General features: G+C 49.7%; 22 protein-coding genes. 15 read left to right on the top strand and 7 right to left on the bottom strand.

Annotation, left to right across the window (positions count from 1 at the left end; genetic code table 11):
- Positions 1-36 precede the first annotated feature (36 nt).
- The 3 genes from ABWW03_RS17070 (at position 37) to sthA (ending at position 3,914) form a co-directional block, all read left to right on the top strand.
- The gene (locus ABWW03_RS17070) at positions 37-1,458 is read left to right on the top strand and encodes a protein adenylyltransferase SelO family protein (protein WP_353410357.1); all 1,422 of its coding nucleotides are present in this window, start codon (positions 37-39) and stop codon (positions 1,456-1,458) included.
- Positions 1,459-1,644: 186 nt separating this feature from the next.
- Positions 1,645-2,526 (top strand): HDOD domain-containing protein, encoded by an 882-nt coding sequence (locus ABWW03_RS17065; protein ID WP_353410355.1) that lies wholly within the window; start codon positions 1,645-1,647, stop codon positions 2,524-2,526.
- Entirely contained in the window at positions 2,523-3,914 is a 1,392-nt protein-coding gene (gene sthA, locus ABWW03_RS17060; protein ID WP_353410353.1) for a Si-specific NAD(P)(+) transhydrogenase, read from the top strand. Before ABWW03_RS17065 ends, sthA begins: the two co-directional genes overlap by 4 nt.
- Before the next feature lie 144 nt (positions 3,915-4,058).
- Here the strand turns inward: sthA and ABWW03_RS17055 are convergent, their stop codons facing one another.
- Positions 4,059-4,901 carry an alpha/beta hydrolase family protein gene (locus ABWW03_RS17055; RefSeq protein WP_353410351.1) on the bottom strand — a complete coding sequence of 281 codons (843 nt, stop codon included), beginning with the start codon at positions 4,899-4,901 and terminating at the stop codon, positions 4,059-4,061.
- A 99-nt stretch (positions 4,902-5,000) separates the two neighbouring features.
- Positions 5,001-6,179: a thiolase family protein gene (locus ABWW03_RS17050; protein ID WP_353410349.1), complete on the bottom strand. Its 1,179-nt coding sequence runs from the start codon at positions 6,177-6,179 to the stop codon at positions 5,001-5,003.
- 523 nt (positions 6,180-6,702) lie between these two features.
- Here ABWW03_RS17050 and ABWW03_RS17045 point away from each other — a divergent pair.
- The 3 genes from ABWW03_RS17045 (at position 6,703) to glpK (ending at position 10,916) form a co-directional block, all read left to right on the top strand.
- On the top strand, positions 6,703-7,299 hold the full coding sequence (locus ABWW03_RS17045; protein WP_353410347.1) for a LemA family protein: 597 nt from the start codon (positions 6,703-6,705) through the stop codon (positions 7,297-7,299).
- An 87-nt stretch (positions 7,300-7,386) separates the two neighbouring features.
- On the top strand, positions 7,387-9,366 hold the full coding sequence (locus tag ABWW03_RS17040; RefSeq protein WP_353410344.1) for a M48 family metallopeptidase: 1,980 nt from the start codon (positions 7,387-7,389) through the stop codon (positions 9,364-9,366).
- 68 nt (positions 9,367-9,434) lie between these two features.
- On the top strand, positions 9,435-10,916 hold the full coding sequence (gene glpK / locus ABWW03_RS17035; RefSeq protein WP_353410342.1) for a glycerol kinase GlpK: 1,482 nt from the start codon (positions 9,435-9,437) through the stop codon (positions 10,914-10,916).
- A 25-nt stretch (positions 10,917-10,941) separates the two neighbouring features.
- Here the strand turns inward: glpK and ABWW03_RS17030 are convergent, their stop codons facing one another.
- Positions 10,942-11,925, bottom strand: a complete 984-nt coding sequence (locus tag ABWW03_RS17030; protein ID WP_353410339.1) for a pyridoxamine 5'-phosphate oxidase family protein — start codon at positions 11,923-11,925, stop codon at positions 10,942-10,944.
- Between the two features lie 149 nt (positions 11,926-12,074).
- On the opposite strand from ABWW03_RS17030, the gene ABWW03_RS17025 reads away from it, so the two are divergent.
- Positions 12,075-13,106 (top strand): AraC family transcriptional regulator ligand-binding domain-containing protein, encoded by a 1,032-nt coding sequence (locus tag ABWW03_RS17025; protein WP_353410337.1) that lies wholly within the window; start codon positions 12,075-12,077, stop codon positions 13,104-13,106.
- 51 nt (positions 13,107-13,157) lie between these two features.
- Here ABWW03_RS17025 and ABWW03_RS17020 read toward each other — a convergent pair whose 3' ends face one another.
- Positions 13,158-13,775 (bottom strand): Yip1 family protein, encoded by a 618-nt coding sequence (locus ABWW03_RS17020; protein WP_353410335.1) that lies wholly within the window; start codon positions 13,773-13,775, stop codon positions 13,158-13,160.
- 285 nt (positions 13,776-14,060) lie between these two features.
- Here ABWW03_RS17020 and cysK point away from each other — a divergent pair, with 285 nt between their 5' ends.
- The 4 genes from cysK to ABWW03_RS17000 all read left to right on the top strand — a co-directional run bounded on the left by cysK (position 14,061) and on the right by ABWW03_RS17000 (position 17,767).
- Complete coding sequence (cysK, locus tag ABWW03_RS17015; RefSeq protein WP_353410333.1) at positions 14,061-15,029, top strand: cysteine synthase A; 969 nt, start codon at positions 14,061-14,063, stop codon at positions 15,027-15,029.
- A gap of 278 nt (positions 15,030-15,307) precedes the next feature.
- Positions 15,308-16,585, top strand: a complete 1,278-nt coding sequence (locus ABWW03_RS17010) for a diguanylate cyclase (RefSeq protein ID WP_353410331.1) — start codon at positions 15,308-15,310, stop codon at positions 16,583-16,585.
- A 116-nt stretch (positions 16,586-16,701) separates the two neighbouring features.
- Positions 16,702-17,019 carry a hypothetical protein gene (locus ABWW03_RS17005; protein WP_353410329.1) on the top strand — a complete coding sequence of 106 codons (318 nt, stop codon included), beginning with the start codon at positions 16,702-16,704 and terminating at the stop codon, positions 17,017-17,019.
- A 67-nt stretch (positions 17,020-17,086) separates the two neighbouring features.
- A complete protein-coding gene (locus tag ABWW03_RS17000) occupies positions 17,087-17,767 on the top strand; it encodes a helix-turn-helix transcriptional regulator (protein ID WP_353410327.1) in 681 nt (226 codons plus the stop codon).
- 110 nt (positions 17,768-17,877) lie between these two features.
- Here ABWW03_RS17000 and ABWW03_RS16995 read toward each other — a convergent pair whose 3' ends face one another.
- Entirely contained in the window at positions 17,878-18,087 is a 210-nt protein-coding gene (locus ABWW03_RS16995) for a hypothetical protein (protein ID WP_353410325.1), read from the bottom strand.
- A 17-nt stretch (positions 18,088-18,104) separates the two neighbouring features.
- On the bottom strand, positions 18,105-18,560 hold the full coding sequence (locus tag ABWW03_RS16990) for a helix-turn-helix domain-containing protein (RefSeq protein ID WP_353410323.1): 456 nt from the start codon (positions 18,558-18,560) through the stop codon (positions 18,105-18,107).
- Between the two features lie 300 nt (positions 18,561-18,860).
- Between ABWW03_RS16990 and ABWW03_RS16985 the strand changes: the two genes are divergently transcribed.
- Genes ABWW03_RS16985 through ABWW03_RS16975 form a run of 3 tightly spaced genes read left to right on the top strand, consistent with a single transcriptional unit; the run spans position 18,861 to position 24,166 of the window.
- Complete coding sequence (locus tag ABWW03_RS16985; RefSeq protein ID WP_353410321.1) at positions 18,861-19,616, top strand: hypothetical protein; 756 nt, start codon at positions 18,861-18,863, stop codon at positions 19,614-19,616.
- Entirely contained in the window at positions 19,613-21,052 is a 1,440-nt protein-coding gene (locus ABWW03_RS16980; protein ID WP_353410319.1) for a Y-family DNA polymerase, read from the top strand. Before ABWW03_RS16985 ends, ABWW03_RS16980 begins: the two co-directional genes overlap by 4 nt.
- Before the next feature lie 33 nt (positions 21,053-21,085).
- Positions 21,086-24,166, top strand: a complete 3,081-nt coding sequence (locus tag ABWW03_RS16975; RefSeq protein ID WP_353410317.1) for an error-prone DNA polymerase — start codon at positions 21,086-21,088, stop codon at positions 24,164-24,166.
- A gap of 47 nt (positions 24,167-24,213) precedes the next feature.
- Here ABWW03_RS16975 and ABWW03_RS16970 read toward each other — a convergent pair whose 3' ends face one another.
- Entirely contained in the window at positions 24,214-24,855 is a 642-nt protein-coding gene (locus ABWW03_RS16970) for a TetR/AcrR family transcriptional regulator (RefSeq protein ID WP_353410315.1), read from the bottom strand.
- Positions 24,856-25,200: 345 nt separating this feature from the next.
- On the opposite strand from ABWW03_RS16970, the gene ABWW03_RS16965 reads away from it, so the two are divergent.
- On the top strand, positions 25,201-26,055 hold the full coding sequence (locus ABWW03_RS16965; RefSeq protein ID WP_353410313.1) for a 3-keto-5-aminohexanoate cleavage protein: 855 nt from the start codon (positions 25,201-25,203) through the stop codon (positions 26,053-26,055).
- Positions 26,056-26,074: the final 19 nt, after the last annotated feature.

Here is a 26,074-nt window from a genome sequence, read left to right as displayed (position 1 = left end):
TAATAGGGCCTGTTGTTTATCTCCAGGCCCTTTTTCATGCTCGATCATCTTCAACAACATTTCGCAAATCTTGGTAACGAATTTGCTCGCCCGGTAAAAGCGGCGCCTCTTAAGGAAGGCCAGCTCCGTCATGTCAATTGGCGACTTGCGGAGGCGCTCGGCATGAGCGCGATTCTCGAAGATCAGACGGCCTTGCAACAGCTTGCTTCTGGTCATGGTCAAGGGCTTGCCATGAAATATTCTGGCCACCAGTTCGGCGTATTTAACCCGCAGCTGGGTGATGGTCGAGGCTTATTACTGGGCGAATGGAAAGATTCTCGGGGTGAACTCTGGGACTGGCATTTAAAAGGTGCGGGCAGAACACCCTTTTCACGCTTTGGCGATGGCCGAGCGGTCTGGCGCTCTAGCGTGCGCGAGCACATCATCGGTGAAAGCCTCAACGCCCTTGGCATTGCAAGCAGTCGTAGCCTCTGTCTGCTCAGTAGCAATGAAGAAGTGATGCGGGAAACACCTGAATACGCCGCCAGTATTATTCGCATTGCTAAAACACACATTCGCTTTGGCTCCTTTGAAGAATTTTTTTACCAGAGAAAATATCAACAGCTGCGCGAGTTGGCGGATTATTGCATCGAACGCTACCTACCTCACAACAGCCCCGGGGATTACCAATCCCTACTGGATATGGCCGTGATCAACACCGCTGATATGATTGCGGCTTGGCAAGTGTACGGTTTCAATCATGGCGTAATGAACACGGACAATATGTCCATCATCGGCGAAACGTTTGACTTCGGCCCCTATGCGTTCCTCGATGACTATGAGCCCGAATTTATTTGCAATCATTCCGACACCCACGGCCGCTATCGTTTTTCCCAACAACCCTCTATCGGCCTCTGGAACTTGAATGCGCTGGCCCATGCTCTATCCATTCTGCTCGACCAGGACCAACTTAAAAGCAGTTTAATGAACTATCAAAAACAATTGGCCAACACCTACCAAAGCGGATTGAATCGCCGATTGGGCATCCAGGGATTAAACGAAGATGATGTTGCCCTCAGCCAACGCTGGTTGAGCCTGTTGGCTGCCCATAATCTGGACTACAACTTGAGCTTTCGAGCATTGGCCGACGTATTGCGTGGCATTGGATGGCAAGACAGCTTCACCGTTTTGGCCGATTCAGAGGACGGAAAAATCTGGCTTTGCGATTATCACACTCGTATCGAAAACCAATCTCCAGAGCAAACCGCCGCGCAAATGGATGATTGCAATCCTCTTTATCTGCCGCGCAGTCATCATCTGCAACAGGTCATAGAAGCATCCATGCAAGGTGACGACTTACCCCTTGAGCGCTTGTTCGATTGCGTCTCGTCCCCTTTTGCAAAACAGCAGAACGATTATGGCTTTGATCTCGCACCTGCGAGCGATGAAAAAGGTATCTGCCTGAGCTGCTCAAGTTAACATGACTTAAACGTCCCTCCCCCCGGCAGCACCGCTCTGCAGAGCAAAATTATTCTCCATTTCACCTTAAGCTGCGGATAAATTGGCCGATACAAGGCTCATACGCTGCAATTCCTTTGAAAAGACTGGTTTTTTGCACCTGCCTTTTCTGAAGACTGGACTACACTTAAACACGAGCTATCGTTTATGCCCAGCAATGCCAACTCTATGTCACAGGTTACCGAAATGGATGTAAAGACTCAGATTTTGACGCCACTGCTCGAAACTCTGATTAAAGAGGAAAATATCGAGGTCCCGATGTTGCCCGAAGTGGCCAACAAAGCCGTCACCCTCGCCCAAGACCCCGAATCCGATGCTAATCAAATGGCCCAGTTAATTACTGGTGATCAGTCTCTTGCCGCCCATGTTATGCGTATTGCCAATTCTGCCGCGTACACCCCTAATGCGTCACTGGTCTCTTTACAACAGGCCATCGCACGCTTGGGAATGGGTTTAATCAGCGAAATCGCGGTTGCCGCGTCAATAGGCACAAAAATGTTTCATACCCCAGGGTATGAGCAGCACATTGCCTATATTTGGAAACACGCCCTCGCCTCAGCTTTGTGGGCCAAGGAAATTTCACGCACTTGCCGCCGCAATGTGGAAAGCAGTTTTTTGTGCGGCTTATTGCATTCAATCGGTCGTCCGGTTGCGGTACAGGCCATTCTGGATTTAAGCCAGAAAAAAGGATTGGAAATTCAGGAAGCCGAGGTGTTCAAAGTCGAAGATCTCTATCATCAGAAAATTGCCATGCAGGTTCTGACAACCTGGGGCATGCCCGAACTGATCAAAGAAGTGGTGAACTTTTATCACGATTATCACGCTGCTCCGAATGCTACCGGACAAATTGCCAATGCCCGAGCAGCCGCAGCTTTTGCCACACATATGTTGCGCCCGGAAGATATGGGCAAAGGTCAACTGGTCGAACTGGAAGTACTGGGTGATCTCAATTTATACGCCGACGAAGTGGAAGACCTGCTGGACAAAACGGATGTTGTGAAAGCCAGTGTGGAGGAGATGTCCCTATGAGTATGGCCTACGACTATGACATGCTGGTCGTCGGTAGTGGTCCTGCCGGACAGAAGGCAGCTGTTCAGGGAGCCAAAGCCGGCAAGCGTGTGGCTTTGGTTGAACGCGATAATTTATTCGGCGGTGCCTGTGTGCACCGCGGTACCATTCCGTCGAAAACCTTGCGCGAAAATGCATTGCGAATCAGCCATATGAGGCAGAACGCTTCTCTGGCCGATTTCAAGTTGACGGAAGATCTGGAAATGTCAGCCCTGATTACACGTTTAAATGACGTGCTCGTGGCACACGATATGTACATGTCCCGGCAAATTGATCGCAATGGTATTGAGCGTATCAAAGGTCGGGCCAGTTTCATCGACAGTGAAACCATACGCATCGATCGAGTTCAGGCCGAGCCGTTAACGGTTCGTTGTGAGACCATTATTCTGGCAACGGGTTCTTACCCTCGCAATCCGCCGAATATGCCCATCGATCATGAAAATGTGCTCGACAGCGATTCTATTTTATCGCTGCTCTATTTGCCCAAAAGTCTGACCGTGTTAGGCGGTGGTGTTATCGCCAGTGAATATGCTTCGATCTTCCAGGCACTGGGCGTGCAAGTCACCATGATTGACAAGTACCCTAAACCTCTCGGTTTCCTCGACCACGATTTATGCGATACCTTTGTGGACGTATTTGAAGGTATGGGAGGCACCTGGCTGGGTGAACGCGAAGTGGAACATGTCAGCTGGGATGGTATTTCCGAAGTGACCACTGAGTGTAACGATGGCACCATCGTACGCAGTCAGAAGTTGCTTTGCGCTGCGGGTCGTATCGCCAATGTTAAAAATTTGAATATTGAAAATGCAGGCTTGAGCCTGAACGATCGAGGATTGATTTCCGTCGATGAAGACATGCGCACCAGCGTGCCTAATATTTTTGCCGCAGGTGACATTATTGGCCCGCCCTCATTGGCTTCATCATCAATGGAACAGGGTCGACGTGCCGCCAGTCGCGCCATGGATATCGAAGTCAGCAATATGCACGATATGATTCCATCAGGCATCTACGCCATTCCAGAATTGTCCGCCGTTGGCTTAAATGAAGAACAGGCAACCAAAAAGTATGGTGGCTCTGTTGTTGGTCGCGCGGATTTTGATGAAATTGCCCGAGGTCAAATTTCCGGCAATACCCAGGGAATGTTAAAACTTATTTGCGACGATAAAGGTGAAAAAATCGTCGGGACAATGATTGTTGGAGAAGGCGCCACGGAACTGGTTCATATTGGTATGATGGCCATCATGAACGAAATGAAAGTGGATGCTTTGGTCGACAGCATATTCAATTTCCCGACCCTTGCCGAAGCTTATCGTGTTGCCGCACTGGATGCGATTTCAAGACGCCCCTAAGCAGGTGAGGTAAGGCTTAATGCCTCAAATCACCTGCGGCCTCATTCGTGTTGCGAAGCTCGCATTGCTTTGCTTATAAACCTTCAGCTCACGTTCTTTTCCCGCCGTTGCCATCTGCTCAGAGCATGAGTCCCTTCGTTTATATCACCCTAAATAATCCAGAACCTTTGGCCAAAGTGTTGCTTCTGAACGCTGATGGAATAAACCATTGTGCCCAATGGCTGGCAAGCCCTCTTCGGCAGGATTGAGAATGTCCAGAGAGACCTGAGCCTGGGTGAAAAAGCCCGTCAAATGACGGATGTTTACTTCCGGCGCCAATGCATCATCGGAAAACCCCAACGCCCATAAACGACATTGAATATTCTCGTATCCATCACGGTCCAGCTTGAATTCCGGCGACAGAAGGTAGTCCGGCTCTCGCATCCATTGCGCCCATCGCTTAATAAATCGACTCGGCATGCGAATGTTGCCAAGCCCGAGAGCGGAAATTGGGAACGGGTCTTTCAGAGCACCTAACAATGGAATGAATACGTAACCCAGGAGCAGAAGTTTCAAACGCTCCGCTCCCGTCCAGCGCTTCCAATAAGGCGCCGAGGCCGCAACAAAGAGAATCGAACTAAGCTTGCTTGACGATGGTGCCAAACCCAGCAGCTGACCACCAATACTGTGGCCAATAAAATGTACGGGTAAGTTAGTACTCAGAGCTTGCTGAATAATGGCTTCGATGTCTCGTTGCCCCCAATGTTCAATCGCGGCATCACTTGCTAAAACCGCATCCTGTTCACCTGTACCGCGATAATCAAAGCTCAAGCAATCGTAACCTCGCTGACATAGATAGCCCGCCAAACGTTGATAGTATTGCTGGGACACGCCAAGCGCACTGGCAAAAATGACGACGGCCTTGGGAGCTTCACTTTGAAAATGGCAATATTTCAAACGATAGCCATCCGAGCAATCCAGAGATTTATGTTCTATTTTGGGTTCCATTGTGTTCACCGTAACAAAGCCTGATTATGTTCCCGAATACAAAAAAGGGCGGCTAAAATAGCCACCCTTTTGAAACAAAACGCCACAACGCGTGTTTGCTTACAGTCGCTCAATGGCAACCGCTGTTGCTTCGCCACCACCGATACACAAGCTGGCAACGCCCTTGTTTTTACCGTAGGTCTCCAAAGCGGCCAACAAGGTCACCACGATACGTGCACCAGAAGTACCCAGTGGGTGACCCAGAGCGGTGGCACCACCGTGAACATTCACCTTGCCGTGATCCAGATCCAGTTCCTTCATCGCGGCCATTGCAACAACGGCAAAGGCCTCGTTGATTTCAAACAGATCCACGTCGCCTTTCGACCAACCGGCCTTATCCAACACCTTTTTCATGGCACCGACAGGCGCAGTGGTAAACCACTCTGGCTCATGGGCGTTTTGCGTGTGGGCGCGAATGGCCGCCAATGGCTTCAAGCCGCGCTTTTCTGCTTCGGACTGACGCATCAGTACCAGCGCCGCCGCTCCGTCTGAAATGGAGCTGGCATTCGCCGCAGTAACGGTGCCATCTTTTGCGAAGGCCGGACGCAGAGTCGGGATCTTCTCTGGTTTTGCATTGCCTGGTTGCTCGTCAATTTCCACAACCGTTTCGCTGCGACGGGTTTTCACGGTTACCGGCGTGATTTCGCGAGTAAATTTACCTTCGGCAATTGCCGCATTGGCACGTCGCAGGGATTCGATAGCGTAGGCATCCTGCTCTTCGCGACTGAAGGTGTACTTACCGGCGCAAGCTTCGGCAAACTCCCCCATCAGATTGCCCTGATAAGCATCACGCAGACCGTCCAGGAACATATGGTCTTTCACTTCACCATCACCCAGGCGATAACCGGAACGGGCCTGTGGCAGAATGTACGGAGCATTACTCATGCTTTCCATACCACCAGCCACCACAATATCGGCATCTCCCAGAGCGATAGCGTCGTGCGCCATCATCAGGGTTTTCATACCGGAACCACAAACCTTGTTCACGGTTGTACATGGTACATGGTTGGGTACACCGGCACCTAAAGAGGCTTGACGCGCAGGCGCCTGGCCAAGGCCAGCAGGTAGTACACACCCCATCAAAACTTCGCTCACATCGGCGGCATCGACCTTGGCTTCAGCCAGGGCACCGGCGATGGCTTTTGCCCCCAGTTCCGGGGCACTCATAGCACTTAAAGAACCTTGCATGCCACCCATCGGGGTGCGTGACATACCTACAATTACTACTGGATCTGACATTGTTGACTCCAACTCTGTTAAACACTGCCCCCTGCTCTGGTCATCTCGGCCAGTGGGACAATGGCGGTGCATCCAAGGTGCGGGCTTTTGATTGTTGGTGTTTTGGGCTGCCGGCTACCTTGGGTGACAGAATGGCCACATAAGGGCCCCTAGTCCGTACTATGGACGATCTGCTGACGATTCAGCCAGATCTGGCTTTACGTTAACGTAAAGCAGACCGGGATTATAACCAAGGCCGGCCCTTCGCTCTACTGCCCACGGGGACATCTCGGACATCAAATCCGCGATACCGATGATTTTTTAAGCAATTTCAAATATTAACAAGAGACAATTTCATCTCTCCAATGAGCGATGCTAGACTGGCACGCAATTTCAAAGGTGGCGATCGGGGACTGTTTGCCCTCATTTCACTCCCCTGCTGGCAATCAAGTGAGTAACCAAGAGCCCCAGCCTCGTCTAATAGATACAAAAGCGGCTGAAACAGACGCTAAAAGACTTTCTGACCATTAATTAGGGACCTTATATGGATATCTCAACCATTATCTTTTTAGTTGTTATCGCTGGCCTGATTTTCTATGTCATCGGTATTTACAATAATCTGGTAAGCCTGAAAAATCGCTATGAAAACGGCTTTTCCCAAATCGAGGTTCAACTGAAACGCCGTTATGACTTGATCCCCAATCTGGTCGAAACAGCCAAAGCCTACATGAAACACGAAAGCGAAACTCTGGAAGCTGTGATCAAAGCCCGTAACGAGGCCATGGGAGGCCTGCAGGCGGCGTCAGCGAATCCGGGTGATGTTGCTGCCATGGGCAACCTGGCAGGTGCTGAAGGCGCTCTGAGTGGCGCTCTGGGCAAATTGAGCGTGGTGATGGAAGCCTATCCCGATTTGAAAGCCAATGAAAACATGATGCAGGTGTCAGAAGAGCTGACCAGTACTGAAAACAAAGTGGCTTTTGCACGCCAGGCCTTCAACGATGCCGTTACCGCTTACAACACCTATAAGCAGACCTTCCCGCCGGTTATGTTGGCTGCCACCTTTGGTCATGGCCCCGACGCCAGCTTGTTGGAATTCGAAGACAGTGCCGAAATCCAGGCCGCACCGAAAGTTTCATTCTAATCGATCCGGGCCGCCGTTCGCGGCCCGTCTTTCTCTCGCAAGCCAAACCCCTTACCCAAACCACTATCAACACTGAAAAGCCTGACAATGAACTTTTTTGAGCATCAAGATCGTGCCCGCCGCAACACCAAGAAACTGGTGTTGTTATTGTTACTCGCCGTGTTGAGCCTGATCGCCATCACCATCGTTCTGGTCGTCTTCCTACTGAGCTACGGCAAGCTGCAAACCGATGAAAGCATCGCTCAGCATATGTTGAATACGGCAAATCTCGAATTAATCGTAAGTGTCGGTTTAGGGGTTCTAGCCGTCGTTAGCCTCGGCAGTTTATATAAACTCAGCCAGCTGGGTGCCGGAGGTAAAGTGGTCGCCGAAGCCATGGGTGGACGCTTGCTCAATATCCAAACCCGCGATGCTGATGAGCGTAAAATTCTCAATGTGGTTGAAGAAATGGCCATTGCGGGTGGCACCGCTGTGCCGCCCGTTTATCTGATTGACGATGACAGCATTAACGCCTTTGCTGCTGGCTATAAAGGGCAAGATGCGGTGATTGGCATTACCCGCGGCTGTATTCGATTACTCAACCGCGAAGAACTTCAAGGCGTAATCGCCCACGAATTCAGCCACATATTGCACGGCGATATGCGCCTTAATATTCGCTTGGTAGGCATACTGCACGGCATTCTGTTAATCGGTATTGCCGGGTACTATTTAATGCGTACAGCAGCTTTCAGTGGCGGCAGCGATCGACGCAATAATGGCCTGCCCTTTCTCGCTCTGGGTTTGGGCTTAATGGTAATCGGTTATTCCGGCACTTTTTTCGGTAATCTGATTAAAGCCGCCGTGAGTCGTCAAAGAGAATATTTAGCCGACTCCTCGGCGGTGCAATATACTCGTAACCCATTCGGTATTTCCGGCGCCCTGAAAAAAATTGCCGCCCACAGCCAGGGTTCACTGCTGCAAAACGAACACGCACCAGAATTCAGTCATATGTTTTTTGGTCAGGGTGTGAAGATGGCTTTCGGCGGAATGATGGCCACTCACCCACCGTTGGAAGATCGTATTCGCCGTGTTGAACCTAATTGGGATGGCAGCCTGCCAACGCTGGACGATGGCTATAATACAGCGGATGATGATACCGCGGACCAATACGGCACAGACGATGATAAACGCAAAGCCATGTTAGGCGCCGCAGTTGCTGTGGGGGCGGCCATCGGTCAGGGACACCAGACTTCCGCAACGTCAACTCAATCCACCATGGCCGAAGCCAGTGCCATGGATTGTATTGGCGTGCTGACAGAAGAGCATGTTGCTGAAGCCCAGAACACTCTGGCGGAAATACCCGACGCAATTCGCGAAGCTGCTCATGAACCTTTTTCTGCCCGGGCGCTGGTCTACGGATTGTTACTGGATGCTAACGAGCAAGTGCAGGCTGCGCAGTTGCAGCAATTGAAAGAAAAAGCACACCCGGCCAGCTATAAAGCATTGGAAAACATTCTGTCAGAGTTGCCACGGATTGGGCGTCAGTTACACCTGCCCATTCTGGATTTATGCTTACCCGCCTTGAAACAACAATCACCCCAGCAATATCAGATTTTCAAGCGCAATATGATCATTCTTATTCGCGCAGACAAACACGTGGATATTTTTGAATGGGCACTGTATCGAATTGTCTGTCATGGTTTGGAACCTCAGCGTGACAGTTTAAGCCGTTATAAATTAAAACAAACCCAAGGCGCTTGCCAATTGCTCATCAGTGTTATGGCCCGTGCCGGACATGACGACGAACAGGAATCACTGCGCGCTTATGCTGCGGCCGCCAAGGAGCTGGACATCCCTGCAGTCGGTCTCTTACCCGAAGAGCAGATTAATTTGCAGCTTCTGGACAAAGCCCTGGAACAGTTGAATTTGTTGCGCCCACTGGATAAGCCACGTTTATTGAAAGCCATGGCCGCCAGTATCAATCACGATGGCGAAGTCACGGCCACAGAAGCTGAATTGTTCCGCGCCATCGCCGACAGCCTCGACTGCCCCATTCCACCGCTATTGAAAGGGCAAAAACTGGTTTAAGCTCTGGTCTCAATGTGGCGCTCGTATAATGCGCCCGGTGGAATATCGATAATAACAAGGAGCACACAGTGTCAAATTATATTCTCTCCATTGACCAAGGCACGACCTCGTCTCGTGCCATCGTGTTTGATATAAAAGGCCAAGCGGTCGCCACCGGCCAGGAAGAATTCACACAACACTACCCGAACAATGGCTGGGTTGAGCATGATGCCAATGACATCTGGCAAAGTACCCTGCGCAGTTGCCAGCAAGCCATCGCGCAGGCAAACATTGGCAGTGACGACATTCTTGGAATAGGCATTACCAATCAGCGCGAAACCACCATTTTGTGGGATCGTGACAGCGGAGAAGCCATCGCCAATGCCATCGTCTGGCAAGATCGTCGCACCAGTGACTACTGTCAGCAGTTACGCAATCAGGGCCATGAACAAAGCATTCGGGAAAAAACCGGTTTACTGCTCGACCCGTATTTTTCAGCCAGTAAAATTCGCTGGTTGCTCGACAGCATTCCCGGCGCCCGCGCCAAAGCCGATGCCGGCCAACTCGCTTTTGGTACTGTAGACAGCTTTTTATTGTGGAAACTCACCGGAGGCAAGCAACACTGCACTGATGCCACCAACGCCTCTCGCACCATGCTGTTTAACATTCATGAACAGTGTTGGGATACCGATTTATTGCAGCTGTTTGATATTCCCGAAAGCCTGTTGCCGGAAGTGAAAGACTGTGCCGCCGAATTTGGTCTCAGTGACAGTCAACTGTTCGGTCGAGAAATCCCCATTCTCGGTATTGCCGGCGATCAGCAGGCTGCCCTGATTGGCCAAGCCTGTTTCGAAGCGGGCATGGCCAAAAGTACCTATGGTACCGGTTGCTTTTTCATGCTCAACACCGGCAAACAGGCCCTCGATTCCCACAATCGCTTATTAACAACAGTTGCCTACCGCTTAAAGGGTAAAACCCATTACGCATTGGAGGGCAGTATTTTCATCGCCGGTGCCGCCATTCAATGGTTGCGTGATGGTTTGCATTTGATCAGCGATGCTGCTGAAACCGAAGCACTCGCCAAACAAACGGACAGTGATCACGGAGTTTACCTGGTTCCGGCTTTTACCGGTCTGGGGGCCCCCTACTGGGATCCGGAAGCGCGTGGCGCTCTGTTCGGCTTGACTCGAGACACCGGCATTAAAGAGCTGGTAACTGCCGGTCTGGAATCAGTCTGTTATCAAACCAAAGATCTGCAAAAAGCCATGGAAGCTGACGGCCAAAGACCCGTAAATTTACGCGTCGACGGTGGCATGACAAAAAATAACTGGGTGCTGCAAAAACTGGCTGATATTCTCGGTGCGACCATTGACCGCCCGAGCTGTGTTGAAACCACAGCTCTGGGCGCAGCTTATTTGGTTGCTCTGCAAGCGGGTGTTTTTTCTTCTACCGATGACATTCGACAGTTGTGGCAACTCGACAGACGTTTCGACCCACAACTGAGTAAACATGAGCGTGATCGCCGCTATCAAGGCTGGCAGGACGCCGTCAGTCGTGTTCGAAGCAACTGAACTCCCTGATTCCATCAGAAACTCGTTAATAAAGTGAGCGCATATCTTTTTTCACCACACCGTCAATAATGATATGCGCTAACTTGCCTTTTAAGCCCGTACCATTGGTGTGTTCCGAAAACGCTTTGGAAAAACTTTTTACTGCTGGCGTGATCAACTCACCACATTGTATGTCCTTTTGCAGCTTCTCAAGCACCTCACTCGCTATTATTGAATATTCACAGTGATGAATGAGAATGCCCAATTTAGGGGGATTGTTGTTTACACTTGCCTGCTCTCGATATTCGGGCCGAGTACAGAGACTGGCCTTACCCAAAACCCGCATAAGGAAACCTCCCGAAGGTAAAAACATCAACAACTCAACATCGTCATCCTGCAGAATATTCCTCAAACTGACGGCCACTTTGTTACCCGGTCTTTCCGGTATAAATAAGGTATTTGGTGCTACGCTACTCACGAATCCAGGCTCATCTCCTCTCGGAGATAATTCGACCTGCCCTTGACTGTTTTTTGTTTTTAAAAAAAGGGACGCACTGTGTTGCAGAAAGGTCTCAACCGAAATATTGGAAAAATCATGTTGTTCAGATATCCGTTTTTCCCATAATCCGGCTCTAGCGGCCGCCCTTGCACAATGCAAATAGGCAGTGCGCATATTAAGCAAAACACCTTCTTTTACATCATTCACTTCTCCATTGAGACGCAGACCATGACCAACACCCGGCATAAGAAAATACAAACTCACACTCGAATCCGCCATACCACCACTCCTCATCTCCTCACCAGACAGTAAGATTGTTGTCCTATTCAGTACACGCAAAGATTGAATCGAGCAAAGTTTGATGGATTGATTTTTATCAGAACTTGCCAGAACATAGAGCTTGGAATGTTCGATGATTTCCAAGCATACTTGATCCAACTCTGCTTGCAGGCGCTTACTCATAATTGACGGAGGATGCGGTATAATTTTCCTCAACGCTGCTTCATTATTTACGGTATATTGCTCATCCATAATTGGCCTCTGGTTCACATCAAATCGGCTGTTGGCGATAACGACTACAGAGACTAACGCAGAGGACGCCTATGCCACTATAACCATCGGTTGCAGTAGACTGGCATTTGGTTTCAATGGAAAAAGAACACAAGCACGAGACGCTTTGTATGGCAGAAAACAGTACGGAACATATTGAACAAACCGTATCCGCCATCGCCGTTATTGACTTGGCGCAAGAGTTATTTTTGCGCGACTGTCTGCAAGACATCCATTTGAAAGAACTTGGACCTGAGTTTCAGAGGGTTCATCAACAATGGCAATCTGGGCACAACCTACAGGAAAAACGCCTGCCCGAAACACTCATGCGGCAGCTCTGGCAACTCGCCGAAAAACACTCAGACCAGACCTGTTTGGGATTGCATATTGGCGCCAAGGTTAACTCACAAGCTAAAGGCATCCTCGCCAATTGGCTCGCCCAATGCGAGAGTTTGTCGGATGCTTTCGAGGTATTCAGTCAACATATTCATCTCTTGAACCCGGCTGAACGCTGGCGTAAAACAATCGATAAGCAATCCGTCAAACTCAGTTTTTCTTTTCAACAGCCTGACTATCCCCTGATGGCGATTGATCGCAGTCTTGCCGCGTTATTGGCTTGGGGCGCCTATTACTCAAAGCGCCACCTGGCAGCCTTGGCTGTCCACTTGAAAAGGCCACGCCCGCAAAACATCGAGCCCTATACACGTTATCTAGGCTCGCAGGTTTCATTTTCCCAGAACGAAGATGCAATCTACTTCAGCCACAACGATTTTCAACAAGCGATCGATACGGCTAACCCTTATTTAAAAGCGTTGATTGCGACACAGGCATCCAAAATCGAACGACACCCCGCATCTAACCGCCTCTGGAAAGAGCGAGTATTAGCCTTACTGAGAGACAATCTCAAATCATTTGCTCACATTGAGGTGGTTTGCACGGAGTTGCAGCTCAGTCGCACGTCCTTATATCGCAAATTGAAGATAGAAGGGTGTAGCTTCTCAAGCCTATTGAAACAGGAACGTATTCGATACCTGATAAAAGCCCAAACACATCAATGGTCAGCAGCTGACACAGCGGAACAGCTGGGATTTGAAGACATCGCGTCCTTTTACCGCTTCAAACGTCAACACCAATCCAGCCTTAATCCTGAACGACAAGCATAAAAAAGGGCGGTCAAAACCGCCCTTTAATATTCTCTGTTCTAGCTAAACACGCTAATCGACATATACCGGACCGATTCCCAGTCCCCAGATAATCACGGAGCCAACACGTACCATCACCAGCATTACCAGCCCGACGGTAACCACAGAAGAGGCATACATAAAGGCGCGTTCTTTATCGATGTTCATCAGAATCGGAATGCCTTCGTATACGAGATACACCGCATAGGCACCGGCGAGAATATGCACAACCGAGTAGATCACTGGGTCAGGATACAGGCCAACAATGCCTGCCAGGAACACCGGCGTGGTGATATAGACTGCAAGGGCGGTGCCCTCATAGTGACGGCGATCAGCCTCATCGGCTACGCCATAGGTTTTTGACATCCAGTTAATGAATTCGCCCAGTACAAATACACCCGCCAACATCGCAACATAGGTAAGAAGACATAACCAGAGCGCGCTCTCCCCGGTCAGTTTCACGGCATCCCCGTCACCAATACTCCAACCAACCTGGGTTACCCCGTAGTACATCGATAAACATGGGATCAATGCCAGTATCGGCACGTGACTGAAAAATACCTGCGCAAATGAGTGACGTTCATTACGAATGGCTTTCCATTCGCTATCCGGGTGAAGCAAGATTCCAAGAGTATGTTCCAAAATGGCCATACAGCACTCCTTAATCATTCTATTATTCTTGTAGGGCTCGATTAAGAGTATCAAAGACTTCTGGCCATCATACAAATAGGGATTTGAAATTAAAAACGGATCCAATATTATATTTTATTATTATGGGTATAGATTTCATGAATGATCTATAACTAATAAGTGAGGGATTTAGCTTGCACCCCCTCTGGAAATTGGATTGAATAAAACTATCAAAATTAACCACATAAGTTGTCATTCTTCTGGGTATCTGAAGGCTGGAACGTGGGTCTCGAAAAGGGCATAACTATGCAAGATATATTCAGTGATAACTCAAAAACCATCGGCAACACACCACTTGTGCGCCTAAATCGTATTACTGACAAAGAAGTTTATGTGAAACTCGAGTCGCGAAACCCGGCATTTTCCGTGAAATGCCGGATCGGCGCGAACATGATTTGGAGTGCTGAAGAAAGCGGCACGCTCAAGCCCAATATGACCGTCGTGGAGCCAACCAGCGGCAATACGGGCATTGCCCTCGCCTTTGTCTGTGCTGCCCGAGGCTACTCCCTAACCCTCACTATGCCTGACACCATGAGCCTGGAACGCCGTAAGCTCATTAAGGCCCTCGGTGCCAATCTGGTTCTGACCCCTGGTGCCAAAGGCATGAAAGGCGCGATCGAGAAAGCCGAGGAAATATGTCAGAGCGATCCTGCGAATACCTGGATGCCCCAGCAGTTTGAAAATCCAGCCAACCCGCAAATCCACGAAAAAACCACCGGCCCAGAAATCTGGAAAGACACCTACGGAAAAGTGGATATTATTTGTGCAGGCGTCGGCACGGGCGGCACCATCACCGGCATCAGCCGCTACATTAAAAATACGGCGGGCAAGGCCATCACCAGTGTGGCTGTTGAACCGGAAAGCTCTCCCATTATCAGTCAAACCCTGGCCGGTGAAGAACCGACACCATCACCACATAAAATCCAGGGTATTGGTGCCGGTTTCATTCCCGGAAATCTGGATCTCTCAATGATTGATGAAGTCGAAACCGTCAGCAATGAAGAAGCCATGACGAATGCCCATCGCTTGATGAAAGAGGAAGGCATACTGGCCGGCATTTCCTGTGGGGCGGCTCTCACTGCCGCTCTGAGACAAGCTGAAAAGCCCGAAAATGACGGCAAAGTAATCGTCGCTATTTTACCGGATTCCGGTGAGCGCTATTTGTCTAGTCCACTGTTTGATGGTGAATTTGCCGAGCGAGAACTCGAACAATAACCCTCTGGCTCCCAAGCTCAGCTTGGGAGCCAAGCCTCTGAAAAAACAGGATTATCTTCCCCTTTTACACCGTACGTCAGAAAGCTCTCCCCCATTTCCCCCCAACAAGTCAAGACAAACCCGGCAACTGTGCTGAATGCCAAATTTTGTGCTATAGAATCTGTTGATTAAGCCGACACATAAGAATCAAACCGAAAAACGAAAGATCGGACGGTTGCCATGGATAGCGCCGTAAGAAAATCAGGTTTCAGGGAGGGGTGTACAAATAGAGAACAACAATGAAAAAAATTCTAATTATCGAAGACAGTAACACCGTCATGAAAGTGTTGCGTTACTTCGTCAATTTAGAATCAGATTTTATTGGCTTATACGCTCAAAGTTATAGCGAAGCCAAAGCCATCGTAGAACGCGAAAGTGAGCAAATTTTCGCCGCATTGGTCGATCTGCATCTACCCGACGCTGAAGACGGTGAAGTCGTTGACTATACACTCAGTAAAAAAATTCCCACCATCGTTTTAACATCCAGTTTTAATGAAGAACGCCGCAAGCATTTATTCAGCAAAGGCATCATCGATTACGTCACGAAGGAAGGTCAATTTTCCTATCGCTATGCCATTGGCCTGCTCAATCGTATCTGGCGAAATCAACAGGTTAAAGTCCTCGTTGCCGAGGACTCCAACACCTCCAGGCGTTACATCAGCGATTTATTGCGTTTGTATCTTTTTCAGGTGTACACCGCCGTCGATGGTCAGGATGCCATCGATATTCTTATGCAGCAAAACGACATCAAGATGCTGATTACGGATTACCATATGCCCAATATGGACGGTGTCAGCCTGGTCAGAAACCTGCGAAATAAATACGAGAAATCAGACCTGGTGATTATTGGTCTATCCGGCCAGGGAGAGGAAGCGCTGTCGGCTAAGTTTATTAAAAACGGAGCCAACGACTTTCTGCACAAACCCTTTAACCGGGAAGAGTTTCAATGCCGCGTGATGCACAACATCGAAGCCATGGAGCACCTAGAACAGGCTCGCAATGTTGCCAACCGTGACTTTCTGACTGGCGCCTATAATCGACGTTATTTTTTCACCAATGCCAGCTGTGTTCACAAACAGGCCAAGACGGAAAACACACCTCTCGCAGTGGCCGTCCTCGACATCGATTTCTTCAAAAAGATTAATGACAACTACGGTCACGACGTTGGCGATGGCGTTTTGAAATTCTTTTCCAAAGCCTTAAATGAGGCACTGGAACGTTTTCTGGTCGCCCGAGCTGGCGGAGAAGAATTTTTCGTCCTGATGCCAGGCCTCAACAATCAACAGGCCTGCACGCTGATGGATAAGGTTCGCGACTTGATCTCCAAAAGCGCGATTGAAATCGGCCAGAACACCTTGACGATCAGCTTTAGTACCGGCATATCCAATCTCTATATGGACAGCATTGATGCTCAATTAAAAGTGGCCGACCAAGCCTTGTACCGGGCTAAGGAGTCCGGGCGAAATTGTGTCATCGGTGATGTCATCGAACATGAAGCCATGCTCGAGAGCCATTGATATTTTGCCCTTTTTAAGCCCCTACTGACAGAGCTTGTCAGCCTCCCAACGTTAGAATTCATTTCAGTTTATAGAGCTTTGTCTATTCACTTAATGGATTCAAATTTGGAGGCGGTATGCAAAATTCTGTGATTGAACTGGTAACGTTTCGTTGCAAAGACGGCGTCAGCTCAGACATCATAACCAAGACAGCCGATGCAATGGAGGCTTTTTTACATTCCCAAAACGGTTTCATCTATCGTTCCCTGAGCCGTGATGAAGATGATGTCTGGCATGATATTATCTATTGGAAAGATCAAGATGCCGCCAAGCAAGCCGGTGAAAACTTTATGCGCGATGCCCAATGCCAGGATATGATGGCCCACATCGATTCGAAGAGCGTGCGCATGCGACATATGCAGGCCTGCAGTGAAATCATGTCCGATGCGTCATAAACAGACAGTGTCACGCACTTCATAAACAGCCATCGCTGCAGTATTTTTTAACCCTAAGCTACGATTTATGAACAAAGCCGAGCGTCTATTAAAACTACTGACCTTGTTACAGAGCCGGCGGCGTGCCATTACCGCTGCTCAGATGGCCGATAAACTGAACGTCTCCGAACGCACAATTTATCGCGATATACAGGCACTCGAGCTTTCCGGTGTTCCTATCAGTGGCGAAGCCGGTGTGGGTTATATGCTGCAGGCTGGCAGTACCCTGGCACCACTTATGTTTAATGAATCTGAATTGGAGGCCCTGATCCTCGGTGTCCGTATGGTCCAGGCCTGGGGTGATCAGGGACTGGCCGATTCGGCCGATTCGGCCTTGGATAAAATTCGAGCCATTCTACCCGACCGCCAACATTATCTGCACAGCATCGCCGAAGAAACATTGATTGTCCCTGACCTTGAACGAGATCAAAGTACTCGTTACAGCCAGGAACTTCGCTTGGCCATCAAGCAGCAGGAAAAAATCAATATCGCTTATCAGGATGAAAAGCAACAAAGCAGCACCCGCACGATTTGGCCTCTCGGCCTGGTCTACTGGGGTAAGGTGTGGACACTGGTGAGCTGGTGTGAATTACGCGAAGACTACCGCAGCTTTCGCATTGACCGCATTCAAGCGTTGAAAAACACTGGCGATCATTTTGAAACCTCCGATGAAATCAGCTTAAAAAAATATATGGCACCTTATCGTTGAGAACGACCTTATAGACAAGGCTTTATGGTGCAAGATCTTATAGCACAAGATAGTGTCAACCTATTCATTTTTGCCTGAAGCGGTATTGTCGCCTCGATGCCGAAGATACATCAACACATCACGATGATGACCACACTGAAAAGAGTAAAGGCCCACAAGGGAATGTACAACTGGGCATACCACCGCCCCGAAAAAACATCACTGGCTACAGAGGCAAGAAACAGCAGAACAACCGTTAGAAAACGAGATTCCACAAACTCACTGTACACGGGGCCGCCCGGTTGTATGTGCCCTCCATAGTGTTTGATTTGCCAAGCCATAACTGCCCACACCATCCTTACTCTGGTGCTTCATACCAGATACCGTAACGATCCCCTTGCCAACGTAACAACTGGAACAGGTAGGCCGTGGCCAGCATTATCAATCCCCCAGCTAACGCCGCCTCATGCCAGAACCCCAGCAAGCAAAATAAAAAACCTGCTATATGGGCCAAGCACGGTATTCTCAAAGCAGTATCACGCCGGGGACGCGCCTGCAAAAAATGAAACATAAACCATATTTTCAAAAACAGGGGCAGCTGCGCCCATTGTTCAGATTGCCTATTCATGTCAAATGTCTCCTGCTGTAAGTCATCGATGCTTAAATCCAATGCAGCGGCCAGGCATTTTTGTGACTCCAAACTGGCCTGCTGGCCACTTTCTATACGCTGGATCGTTCGAGCACTCAGACCGGAGATCTCGGCCAACTGCTCCTGGGTGAGATGACGACTGAGGCGTATTTCTTTAAGAATCATCTATTTGAGTCCTTACTGCATTGGATGAGACTAAATTATGCCCGGCAAGCCTGCTCGAACACGACAAATAGCCGCCAAGGCCCTGACAGGGCAATTTATCCTATGGTGCCAGCCTGCTTGCCATTTTTCACAGACTAAAATACTGTATATAAATACAGTGTTTTAGCTGATTGACCCCTGGCACCCCACAAACCTACGTCTGGATGCTAATAGGGTTTTACGGTCTCACGGCCCCATGGAATGCCGTCATATGAGAAGTTCGTAGGGAGTTGCCTCACAAACACCACGGTAAGCAGTACAGTGAACAGCAAACATTCATCACCATTACAGTCGCCCTTGCTACAAAAGCTACAGCGCCAACGGCAAATTTGGCGAGCCAGTGAGCAGGCCCCAGAATTATCCGGGGCTGCACAGGGGCTCGAACCTTGTCAGCACCCAGAGCTGGACCACGCCTTGGGCGGCGGTCTGCCCAAACAAGGCTTATTATTAATCAACAGTGATTTTGCACTGGGAGAGTTGCGTTTCCTGCAGCACTATCTGCGAAAACGTATGCAGGATCGCTTATTGGCCATCATAGCTCCCCCTTATGAACTCAGCAGCGACGCGCTGATCGCCATGGGCCTCAATGTACAACAGTTGCTATTGATTCATAACACTGAACGGGACGAAAGCCTGTGGAGCGCAGAACAATGCTTGCAAAGTGGTCGCTGCGCGATGGTCTTGTTATGGGAAGAAGCACTGACCCACGCCGGCCAAGGGCGAATACCCAGAAGCATAAACATGGCCGAATCCAAGCGTTTGAAGTTGGCGGCTGAAAAGGGCTCCAGCACCATGATTGTGTTTCGCAAGCCCGCAAGTCCCAACCTGGCTGCCGATATCAACATGGAACTGGAAGCCAAACCCCGAGGGCTGTGTGTTCATATTCCCAAACGCCAACGCGGCTGGCCCTTGCGTAATATCTCCGTGGATTTCAGCCACGACTGGCCTGAACTCTGTGTTCCCAAGCGCCCTCAAAATGTCATCCCGCTGCAAGCTTATCAAAAGCAGGCTCGATGATGCGCTGGTTGTATCTGCATTTTCATCAACTGCAACTCGATCATCTTTATCAGGAAGAAGCATTCCACACATCAGAGGATATCAACGATACCGAAGCCATCATTATTGTCGATGGCCAAGGCAATGAAGTGTGCCAGGCTTGCCCTTCCGCCCAGCAACACGGTATCCGCCTGGGGATGGGGCTGGCAGCCGCTATTGCCATGCATTCGAAGTTACAGGTATTGGATTACCGCCCTCTACTCGAACGTGAGCTGCTTCAACAAGTTGCTGAACAGCTCTACCCTGTCACCGCCAATTTGGTTTTGCAGCCCCCCCAAGGCTTGCTATTGGAAATTCACAGCATGTTGCGTTATCACCAGGGCTTGGAGAATTACTGGCAACAGATACGGAAGCAACTGGGTTCCTTGAATTATTTCTATGCCAATGCGCATTCACCTTGGGCGGCCCAACTCCTGGCCTGCAACGGCTATCGACAAGTGCTTCAGGATGGTCCAGAAGGACAACAAACTTTGCAGCAAAATCTGGAACACATTCCCTGCAGCCGCCTGCCTCTGAAAAAAAGTACTTTGGACCGCTTGGAAAGCCTCGGGATACATCATCTGGATCGACTGAGAAAACTGCCCCTGCAAGAAATCAGTCGACGTTTTGATGAGGAATTATTGCTCTATATTGGTCGCTTAAACAATGAGTTGCGCACACCATTGGCTTATTATCAGCCCAGAGAAGTTTTTGAACGGCAATTGCAGCTGTTTTACGAAATTGACGACAGTGAAAACCTACAGAAACCGATCAAGCCGCTGTTGCTGCAATTGCAACATTTTTTGCAGCAACGGGACTTACAGGCTCGCCGGATAGACATTCATTTAAAGTTGCGCGAAGCCGCACCTCTCACCCTCAATTTGCACGCCAGTCAAGGAGAGGAAAAAGCGGAACGTTGGCAAGCGCTACTGGCATTACGTCTGGAACGATTGCAGTTACCTGCGCCCGTTGAAGCCATTACAGTATCCTGCGAGCAACACCAGCGTCGGGGCCAGGAACATGCCGAACTGTTCAGCCAACATCAGGGGCAATTATCCCAGGAGCAGCTACTGGACAGCTTGCAAGCACGTTTGGGCAAACAGCGTATCCGGTTTTTACAGCCAGCCAACAGTCATATCCCCGAGCACAGCAACCACGTGTCCAGCCAGGAGGAGCAACATCGTGATCAATTGCCTCCGCCCGAGGGCCTGAGACCCAGTTTTTTATTATCCGCCCCACAACCTCTCAAAGACGATGTGTTGTTGTTTTACGGCCCCGAGCGGATTCAATACCCCGGCTGGGAGAATCATACAGCGGTTGAACGCGATTATTTTATTGCCCGAAACTCACAAGGGCGTTGGTTATGGCTATTTAAAACCCCAGCTAAACATTGGTACGTGCATGGGTATTTTGCTTAAGACAATCTATCTGAAAAATTTCAGAGGTGGCGAATGTCCTACGCCGAACTGATGTGTCAGTCCAATTTCAGCTTTCTGGAGGGAGCTTCTCATCCGGAAGAACTGGTGCGTCGTGCCGCCTTTTTAAATTATGAAGCCATCGCCATCACTGATGAATGCTCACTGGCAGGCGTGGTGCGTGCCCATCACTGTATTGAACAGGAAAAGCTCAAACTGAATTTAATTATTGGCAGTGTTTTCCGCTACCAAGAAGAATTGGAATTCGTTTTACTCTGTCCGGATCAAGCCGCCTACAGTGAACTGTGTCGCCTGATTACCCAGGCCCGGAGACGGGCAAGCAAAGGGCAATATCAACTGGACCCCTGGGACTTACGCAGTCTGCAACATTGTTATGTGCTGTGGCTGCCCCTCGCCGCCAACCCTAAACGTAACCTCCACCGAGACCGCCAGCATCAACACTACAATCAGCACTGGGGTGAATGGCTAAAACAAACTCAGGGTGAACGTTTATGGCTAGCGTACCGCCGTCATTTACAGGGCGGGGAACATCATGTTTTATCTTATTGGAATCATCTTGCCGAAGAGCTGGACATCCCCTCTTGTGCCTGCGGTGGTGCACTGATGCACAGCCCCGAACGACAAGCCTTGCAACATATTCTGAGCTCAATCAAGGTGGCAAAACCCGTTGCCGAGTTAGGGCGTCACCTAAGCAGCAATAAAGAAGCCTGCCTGCGTTCTGTTGAAAAATTGAAAAAACTCTTTCCAGCTGATCACTTAATGGCCAGCACTCGCATTGCCAGGCGCTGCCACTTTTCATTAAGGAAATTAAAATACCAAAACCCCAGCGAGCTGGTACCGAAAGGAATGAGCGCTATTGAACATCTTCGTCAGCTTGTAACAGCGGGAGGTAAAAAGCGCTTCCCTCAAGGCATCCCCGACGACATTCAAAGCACCATAGAAAAAGAACTTCGATTGATTGAAGAACAAGCTTATGAATATTTTTTTCTGACGATTTACGACATTGTTCAATTTGCCAAACATCAGAAAATCCTCTATCAAGGGCGCGGCTCTGCTGCCAATTCCATTGTCTGTTATTGCCTGGAAATCACTGCCGTTAACCCGGCCAAGATATCCGTCTTATTTGAACGTTTTATTTCTAAAGAACGTAATGAGCCACCTGATATCGATGTTGACTTCGAAAGCCAGCGACGCGAAGAAGTGATTCAATATATCTACCAGAAATACGGCCGAAAGCGAGCAGCGCTGGCCGCTACCGTCATCACCTATCGTTTAAAAAGTGCCCTGAGAGAAGTCGGCAAGGCCCTGGGTTTTGCTGAAAGCCGAATGGATTACTTTATTAAAAACATCAACCGCCGAGACGGTACCCCCTGGCCTGAACAATTGCAGGACTTAGGCCTGGATCTGAAAAGTCAGCGCAGCCAACAACTCATCAAGTATGTTGAAGCGTTACGTGGTTTTCCCCGCCACCTATCACAACATGTGGGCGGCTTTGTTATCGCCGCGGGTCCGTTACATCATTTGGTCCCGGTTGAGAATGCCGCCATGGATGAACGCACTGTTATTCAGTGGGATAAAGACGATCTGGAATCATTGGGTTTATTAAAAGTGGATATTTTATCCCTGGGTATGCTGAGTGCAATTCGACGAAGTTTTGATCTTATTGAACAACGTTACCAGCACCGTTACAGCATCGCCGAAATCGGTCAGTTACAGGAAGACCCACAGGTATACGATCTGATCCAACAGGCCGACACGGTGGGTATTTTTCAAATCGAGTCTCGCGCCCAAATGAGCATGCTGCCTCGCCTGAAGCCTCGTTGTTATTACGATCTGGTGGTACAAATTGCCATCGTTCGCCCTGGACCAATTCAGGGCGATATGGTGCATCCCTACTTAAAACGCCGTAACGGAGAGGAAGAAGCCGACTATCCTTCCGAAGCTCTGCGCTCTGTTTTGGAACGTACTTACGGCGTTCCTATTTTTCAAGAGCAGGTGATTCAGGTGGCGATGGTCGCCGCGGGTTTCAGTGGCGGCGAAGCAGACCAATTACGACGCGCTATGGCCAGCTGGAAAAAAACCGGACAGCTCCACGGCTTTCGTCAAAAGCTCATCGATGGCATGAACGAACGAGGTTACGACAGCGAATACGCCGAACGCATCTTTCAGCAAATACTGGGGTTTGGTGAATACGGATTTCCGGAATCCCACTCGGCCAGCTTCGCCATTTTGGCGTACACATCCGCGTGGTTGAAATATTACTTCCCCGCCGAGTTTTGTTGCGCCCTGCTCAATAGCCAACCGATGGGCTTTTACAGCCCAGCTCAGCTGATACAGGATGCTCGTCGTCATGGCGTCAAAGTACTGCCCGTATGTGTTCAGGCATCCAACTGGGAACACAGCATGGAAGGTGATGCGTTGCGCTTAGGTCTAAAGCAAGTGAAAGGGCTGAACCAAGAGACAGCCGAACGTATCGAACGGTATCGCCCTCGCACGATGCAGGACCTGCAAAACCTTTCCTTGAACCGGCAGGCCATGGAAGCCCTGGCCAGCGCCAATGCTCTACGTCGTTTCAGCAAGCACCGGTTCCAGGCGCGCTGGGATAATGCCGTCGCTCACAGCACAGACAATTTGGTATTCGACGTCGACACACACCATCAACTGAGCTTTCAACCCAGCGCCGAAGAGAATCTTTTAGAAGATTACCGCAGTCTCGGTTTAAGCCTGGAGCAACACCCCATTACTCTATTGCGCCAACGAGGTTTTTTTCAGCAATACCCCAATGCTCAAAGCCTGAGTGATTGTCGCAATGGGCAAATCGTGCAAACGATTGGATTGGTCACCAGCCGGCAAAGCCCTGGCACCGCATCTGGGGTCACCTTCGTGACACTGGAAGATGAGTTCGGACAAATGAACATCATCGTCTGGGCCGCAACAGCCCGAGCTCAAAAGAAACCTTTTCTGCAGGCAAAGATTCTTGAGGTTAAAGGGATTGTGGAACAGGCCGCCGGGGTAACGCACATAGTGGCCGGTAAATTAATCGACCATACCGATTTACTCGGTCGACTTCGCAGTACATCCCGAGATTTCCATTAGCGAGTGATCATCCTCAGAGCAGAACATCACTGCCGCCCGGAACAGGCTTATTTAGGCAAAGCGGCCGTCAGACAAACTTGCTCGACCAATTCATCCAGCGAGTAATTCCCATCCAGATGAAACCAATGCCCTGTTTCAGCTAAGGCACCACGCAGAAAATGGCGCAGGAAAAAAGGTTCGACGGCAATCAGGCCTTGAGCTTTTGCTTCGGCATAAACACTGCGGTGAAAGCTTTCATATTCATCCCGCAATTTGAGCACTTCTTTTTGACTGGCTTCCGACAGGTAACGCCACTCCGAGGACAGTAAGGTAAAACCAACACCGGTAAACCCGTGGATCGCCTCCAGCTCACAACGCACCAACGCTCGAAACTTCTTCACTACGTCCTGTTCACCTTCGACAGCCTTATGCATACGCGCCAAAGCCAATGAAATAGCCTCACTCATCACCGCCAATAAAATACTCTCTTTATTAGGGAAGTGATGAAAAATGCTGCCGGACAGAATACCCACTTCAGCGGCGATATCGCGCACTGTCGTGCGAGCGAACCCTTTCTGTTTAAACAGGCTGGCCGAGGCCCCCAGCAAACGTCCTTTGGCAGACTCTGGATCGGTAATAACCCCGTCGGCTACTAAAACGGGAACTTCAGGCAATTGATTCAAAGCACCATGCACAATAATAAGCCTCACCTTTCCTATTTAACGGTTCATGGCAGACAATCCATCGTCCGATACCCGCTCAAAAGAATAACCCGCCTTCAGAGCGAAAGCCGCACATTATAAGGATAAGCCCGCCAGCCGAAAGGGCTAGAGCCCACGGCAGCCAATGAATTGGCCAATTAACCCACACCAGCTGCCCAGAGCGACAAAAGCCCGTGAACAACCGATTTTGCCATTAAAATTTCAAGCTACCTTATTGACAACCAAGCACACGCTTGGTTAATGTTGTCATTATCAATACCAAGCGCTTGCTTGGCAAGTAAAAACTTAAGTAAGTGACCACCTCCTAACAAAAGACAATAGCGGGAGCCAACCATGTCTAATAAGGCCGTAATTACCTGTTCTCTCACCGGCGTATTAACCGACCCCAAGCAACATCCAGTGCCAGTCACCATCAAGGAGATGGCCGATTCAGCCCGCGACGCTTACAACGCCGGCGCCAGCTGTATGCATGTTCACTTCCGTAAGCAGGAAGAAGGCCAGGGGCATATGCCAAGCTGGGAACCCGAAGTGGCCTGCGCAATCTCCGACGCCATTCGTGAAGCTTGTCCCGATGTAATTCTGAATTTCTCCACCGGTGTTCCCGGCCGTAAACAGGAAGGGCCTATGGCGTGTCTACGCGCAGGCAAGCCGGAAATAGCTGCGATGAACTCGGGCAGCCTGAACTACCTGAAGACCCGTTCCAACGGCACCTGGGCCTGGCCACCCATGTTGTTTGATAACCCGGTAGAAAAAATTCAGGAAATGCTCGATTGTATGAAAGAAAGTGGCACCCGCCCGGAATTCGAATGTTTTGACGTCGGTATTGTACGTTCCGTCAATATGTTCCAGGACGTAGGCATGGTCGACAAAGCACACTATAACTTTGTTATGGGCGTCGCCTCAGGTATGCCTTGTGATCCAGAACTGTTGGAATTGCTGGTGAAATACATGAAACCGGGTTCACAGTGGCAAACCACCTTGATCGGCCGCCAGGAAATCTGGGACGCTCACCGTAAAACCGCCGAATTGGGCGGCAATTTACGTACCGGCGTGGAAGACACCTTTTATCTGCCCGATGGCAGCAAAACCACCGGCAATGGTCAGTTGATCGAAGCCTTAGCCAATATCGCCAGAGAAGCGGGACGCGAAGTTGCCAGTCCACAAGAAGCCCGCGAATTATTCCTATAAGCCTCTGCCAAACACGACA

The organism is Pseudoteredinibacter isoporae (genome assembly GCF_040372805.1).
Classification (GTDB): Bacteria; Pseudomonadota; Gammaproteobacteria; order Pseudomonadales; family Cellvibrionaceae; genus Pseudoteredinibacter; species Pseudoteredinibacter isoporae_A.
Note: the sequence above shows the minus strand (reverse complement) of the source record. Positions and strands in the feature narration are given on the sequence as shown.

What these genes read in the sequence shown, in the direction of transcription:
- ABWW03_RS17040 (WP_353410344.1), top strand. Translation starts at nt 7,387, where the DNA reads ATGAACTTTTTTGAGCATCAAGATCGTGCCCGCCGCAACACCAAGAAA.
- ABWW03_RS16965 (WP_353410313.1), top strand. Translation starts at nt 25,201, where the DNA reads ATGTCTAATAAGGCCGTAATTACCTGTTCTCTCACCGGCGTATTAACC.
- ABWW03_RS17000 (WP_353410327.1), top strand. Translation starts at nt 17,087, where the DNA reads ATGAACAAAGCCGAGCGTCTATTAAAACTACTGACCTTGTTACAGAGC.
- ABWW03_RS17005 (WP_353410329.1), top strand. Translation starts at nt 16,702, where the DNA reads ATGCAAAATTCTGTGATTGAACTGGTAACGTTTCGTTGCAAAGACGGC.
- sthA (WP_353410353.1), top strand. Translation starts at nt 2,523, where the DNA reads ATGAGTATGGCCTACGACTATGACATGCTGGTCGTCGGTAGTGGTCCT.
- ABWW03_RS17065 (WP_353410355.1), top strand. Translation starts at nt 1,645, where the DNA reads ATGCCCAGCAATGCCAACTCTATGTCACAGGTTACCGAAATGGATGTA.
- cysK (WP_353410333.1), top strand. Translation starts at nt 14,061, where the DNA reads ATGCAAGATATATTCAGTGATAACTCAAAAACCATCGGCAACACACCA.
- ABWW03_RS17055 (WP_353410351.1), bottom strand. Translation starts at nt 4,901, where the DNA reads ATGGAACCCAAAATAGAACATAAATCTCTGGATTGCTCGGATGGCTAT.
- ABWW03_RS17050 (WP_353410349.1), bottom strand. Translation starts at nt 6,179, where the DNA reads ATGTCAGATCCAGTAGTAATTGTAGGTATGTCACGCACCCCGATGGGT.
- ABWW03_RS17010 (WP_353410331.1), top strand. Translation starts at nt 15,308, where the DNA reads ATGAAAAAAATTCTAATTATCGAAGACAGTAACACCGTCATGAAAGTG.
- ABWW03_RS17045 (WP_353410347.1), top strand. Translation starts at nt 6,703, where the DNA reads ATGGATATCTCAACCATTATCTTTTTAGTTGTTATCGCTGGCCTGATT.
- ABWW03_RS17025 (WP_353410337.1), top strand. Translation starts at nt 12,075, where the DNA reads ATGGCAGAAAACAGTACGGAACATATTGAACAAACCGTATCCGCCATC.
- ABWW03_RS16990 (WP_353410323.1), bottom strand. Translation starts at nt 18,560, where the DNA reads ATGATTCTTAAAGAAATACGCCTCAGTCGTCATCTCACCCAGGAGCAG.
- ABWW03_RS17030 (WP_353410339.1), bottom strand. Translation starts at nt 11,925, where the DNA reads ATGGATGAGCAATATACCGTAAATAATGAAGCAGCGTTGAGGAAAATT.
- ABWW03_RS16995 (WP_353410325.1), bottom strand. Translation starts at nt 18,087, where the DNA reads ATGGCTTGGCAAATCAAACACTATGGAGGGCACATACAACCGGGCGGC.
- ABWW03_RS17020 (WP_353410335.1), bottom strand. Translation starts at nt 13,775, where the DNA reads ATGGCCATTTTGGAACATACTCTTGGAATCTTGCTTCACCCGGATAGC.
- ABWW03_RS16975 (WP_353410317.1), top strand. Translation starts at nt 21,086, where the DNA reads ATGTCCTACGCCGAACTGATGTGTCAGTCCAATTTCAGCTTTCTGGAG.
- ABWW03_RS16980 (WP_353410319.1), top strand. Translation starts at nt 19,613, where the DNA reads ATGATGCGCTGGTTGTATCTGCATTTTCATCAACTGCAACTCGATCAT.
- ABWW03_RS17070 (WP_353410357.1), top strand. Translation starts at nt 37, where the DNA reads ATGCTCGATCATCTTCAACAACATTTCGCAAATCTTGGTAACGAATTT.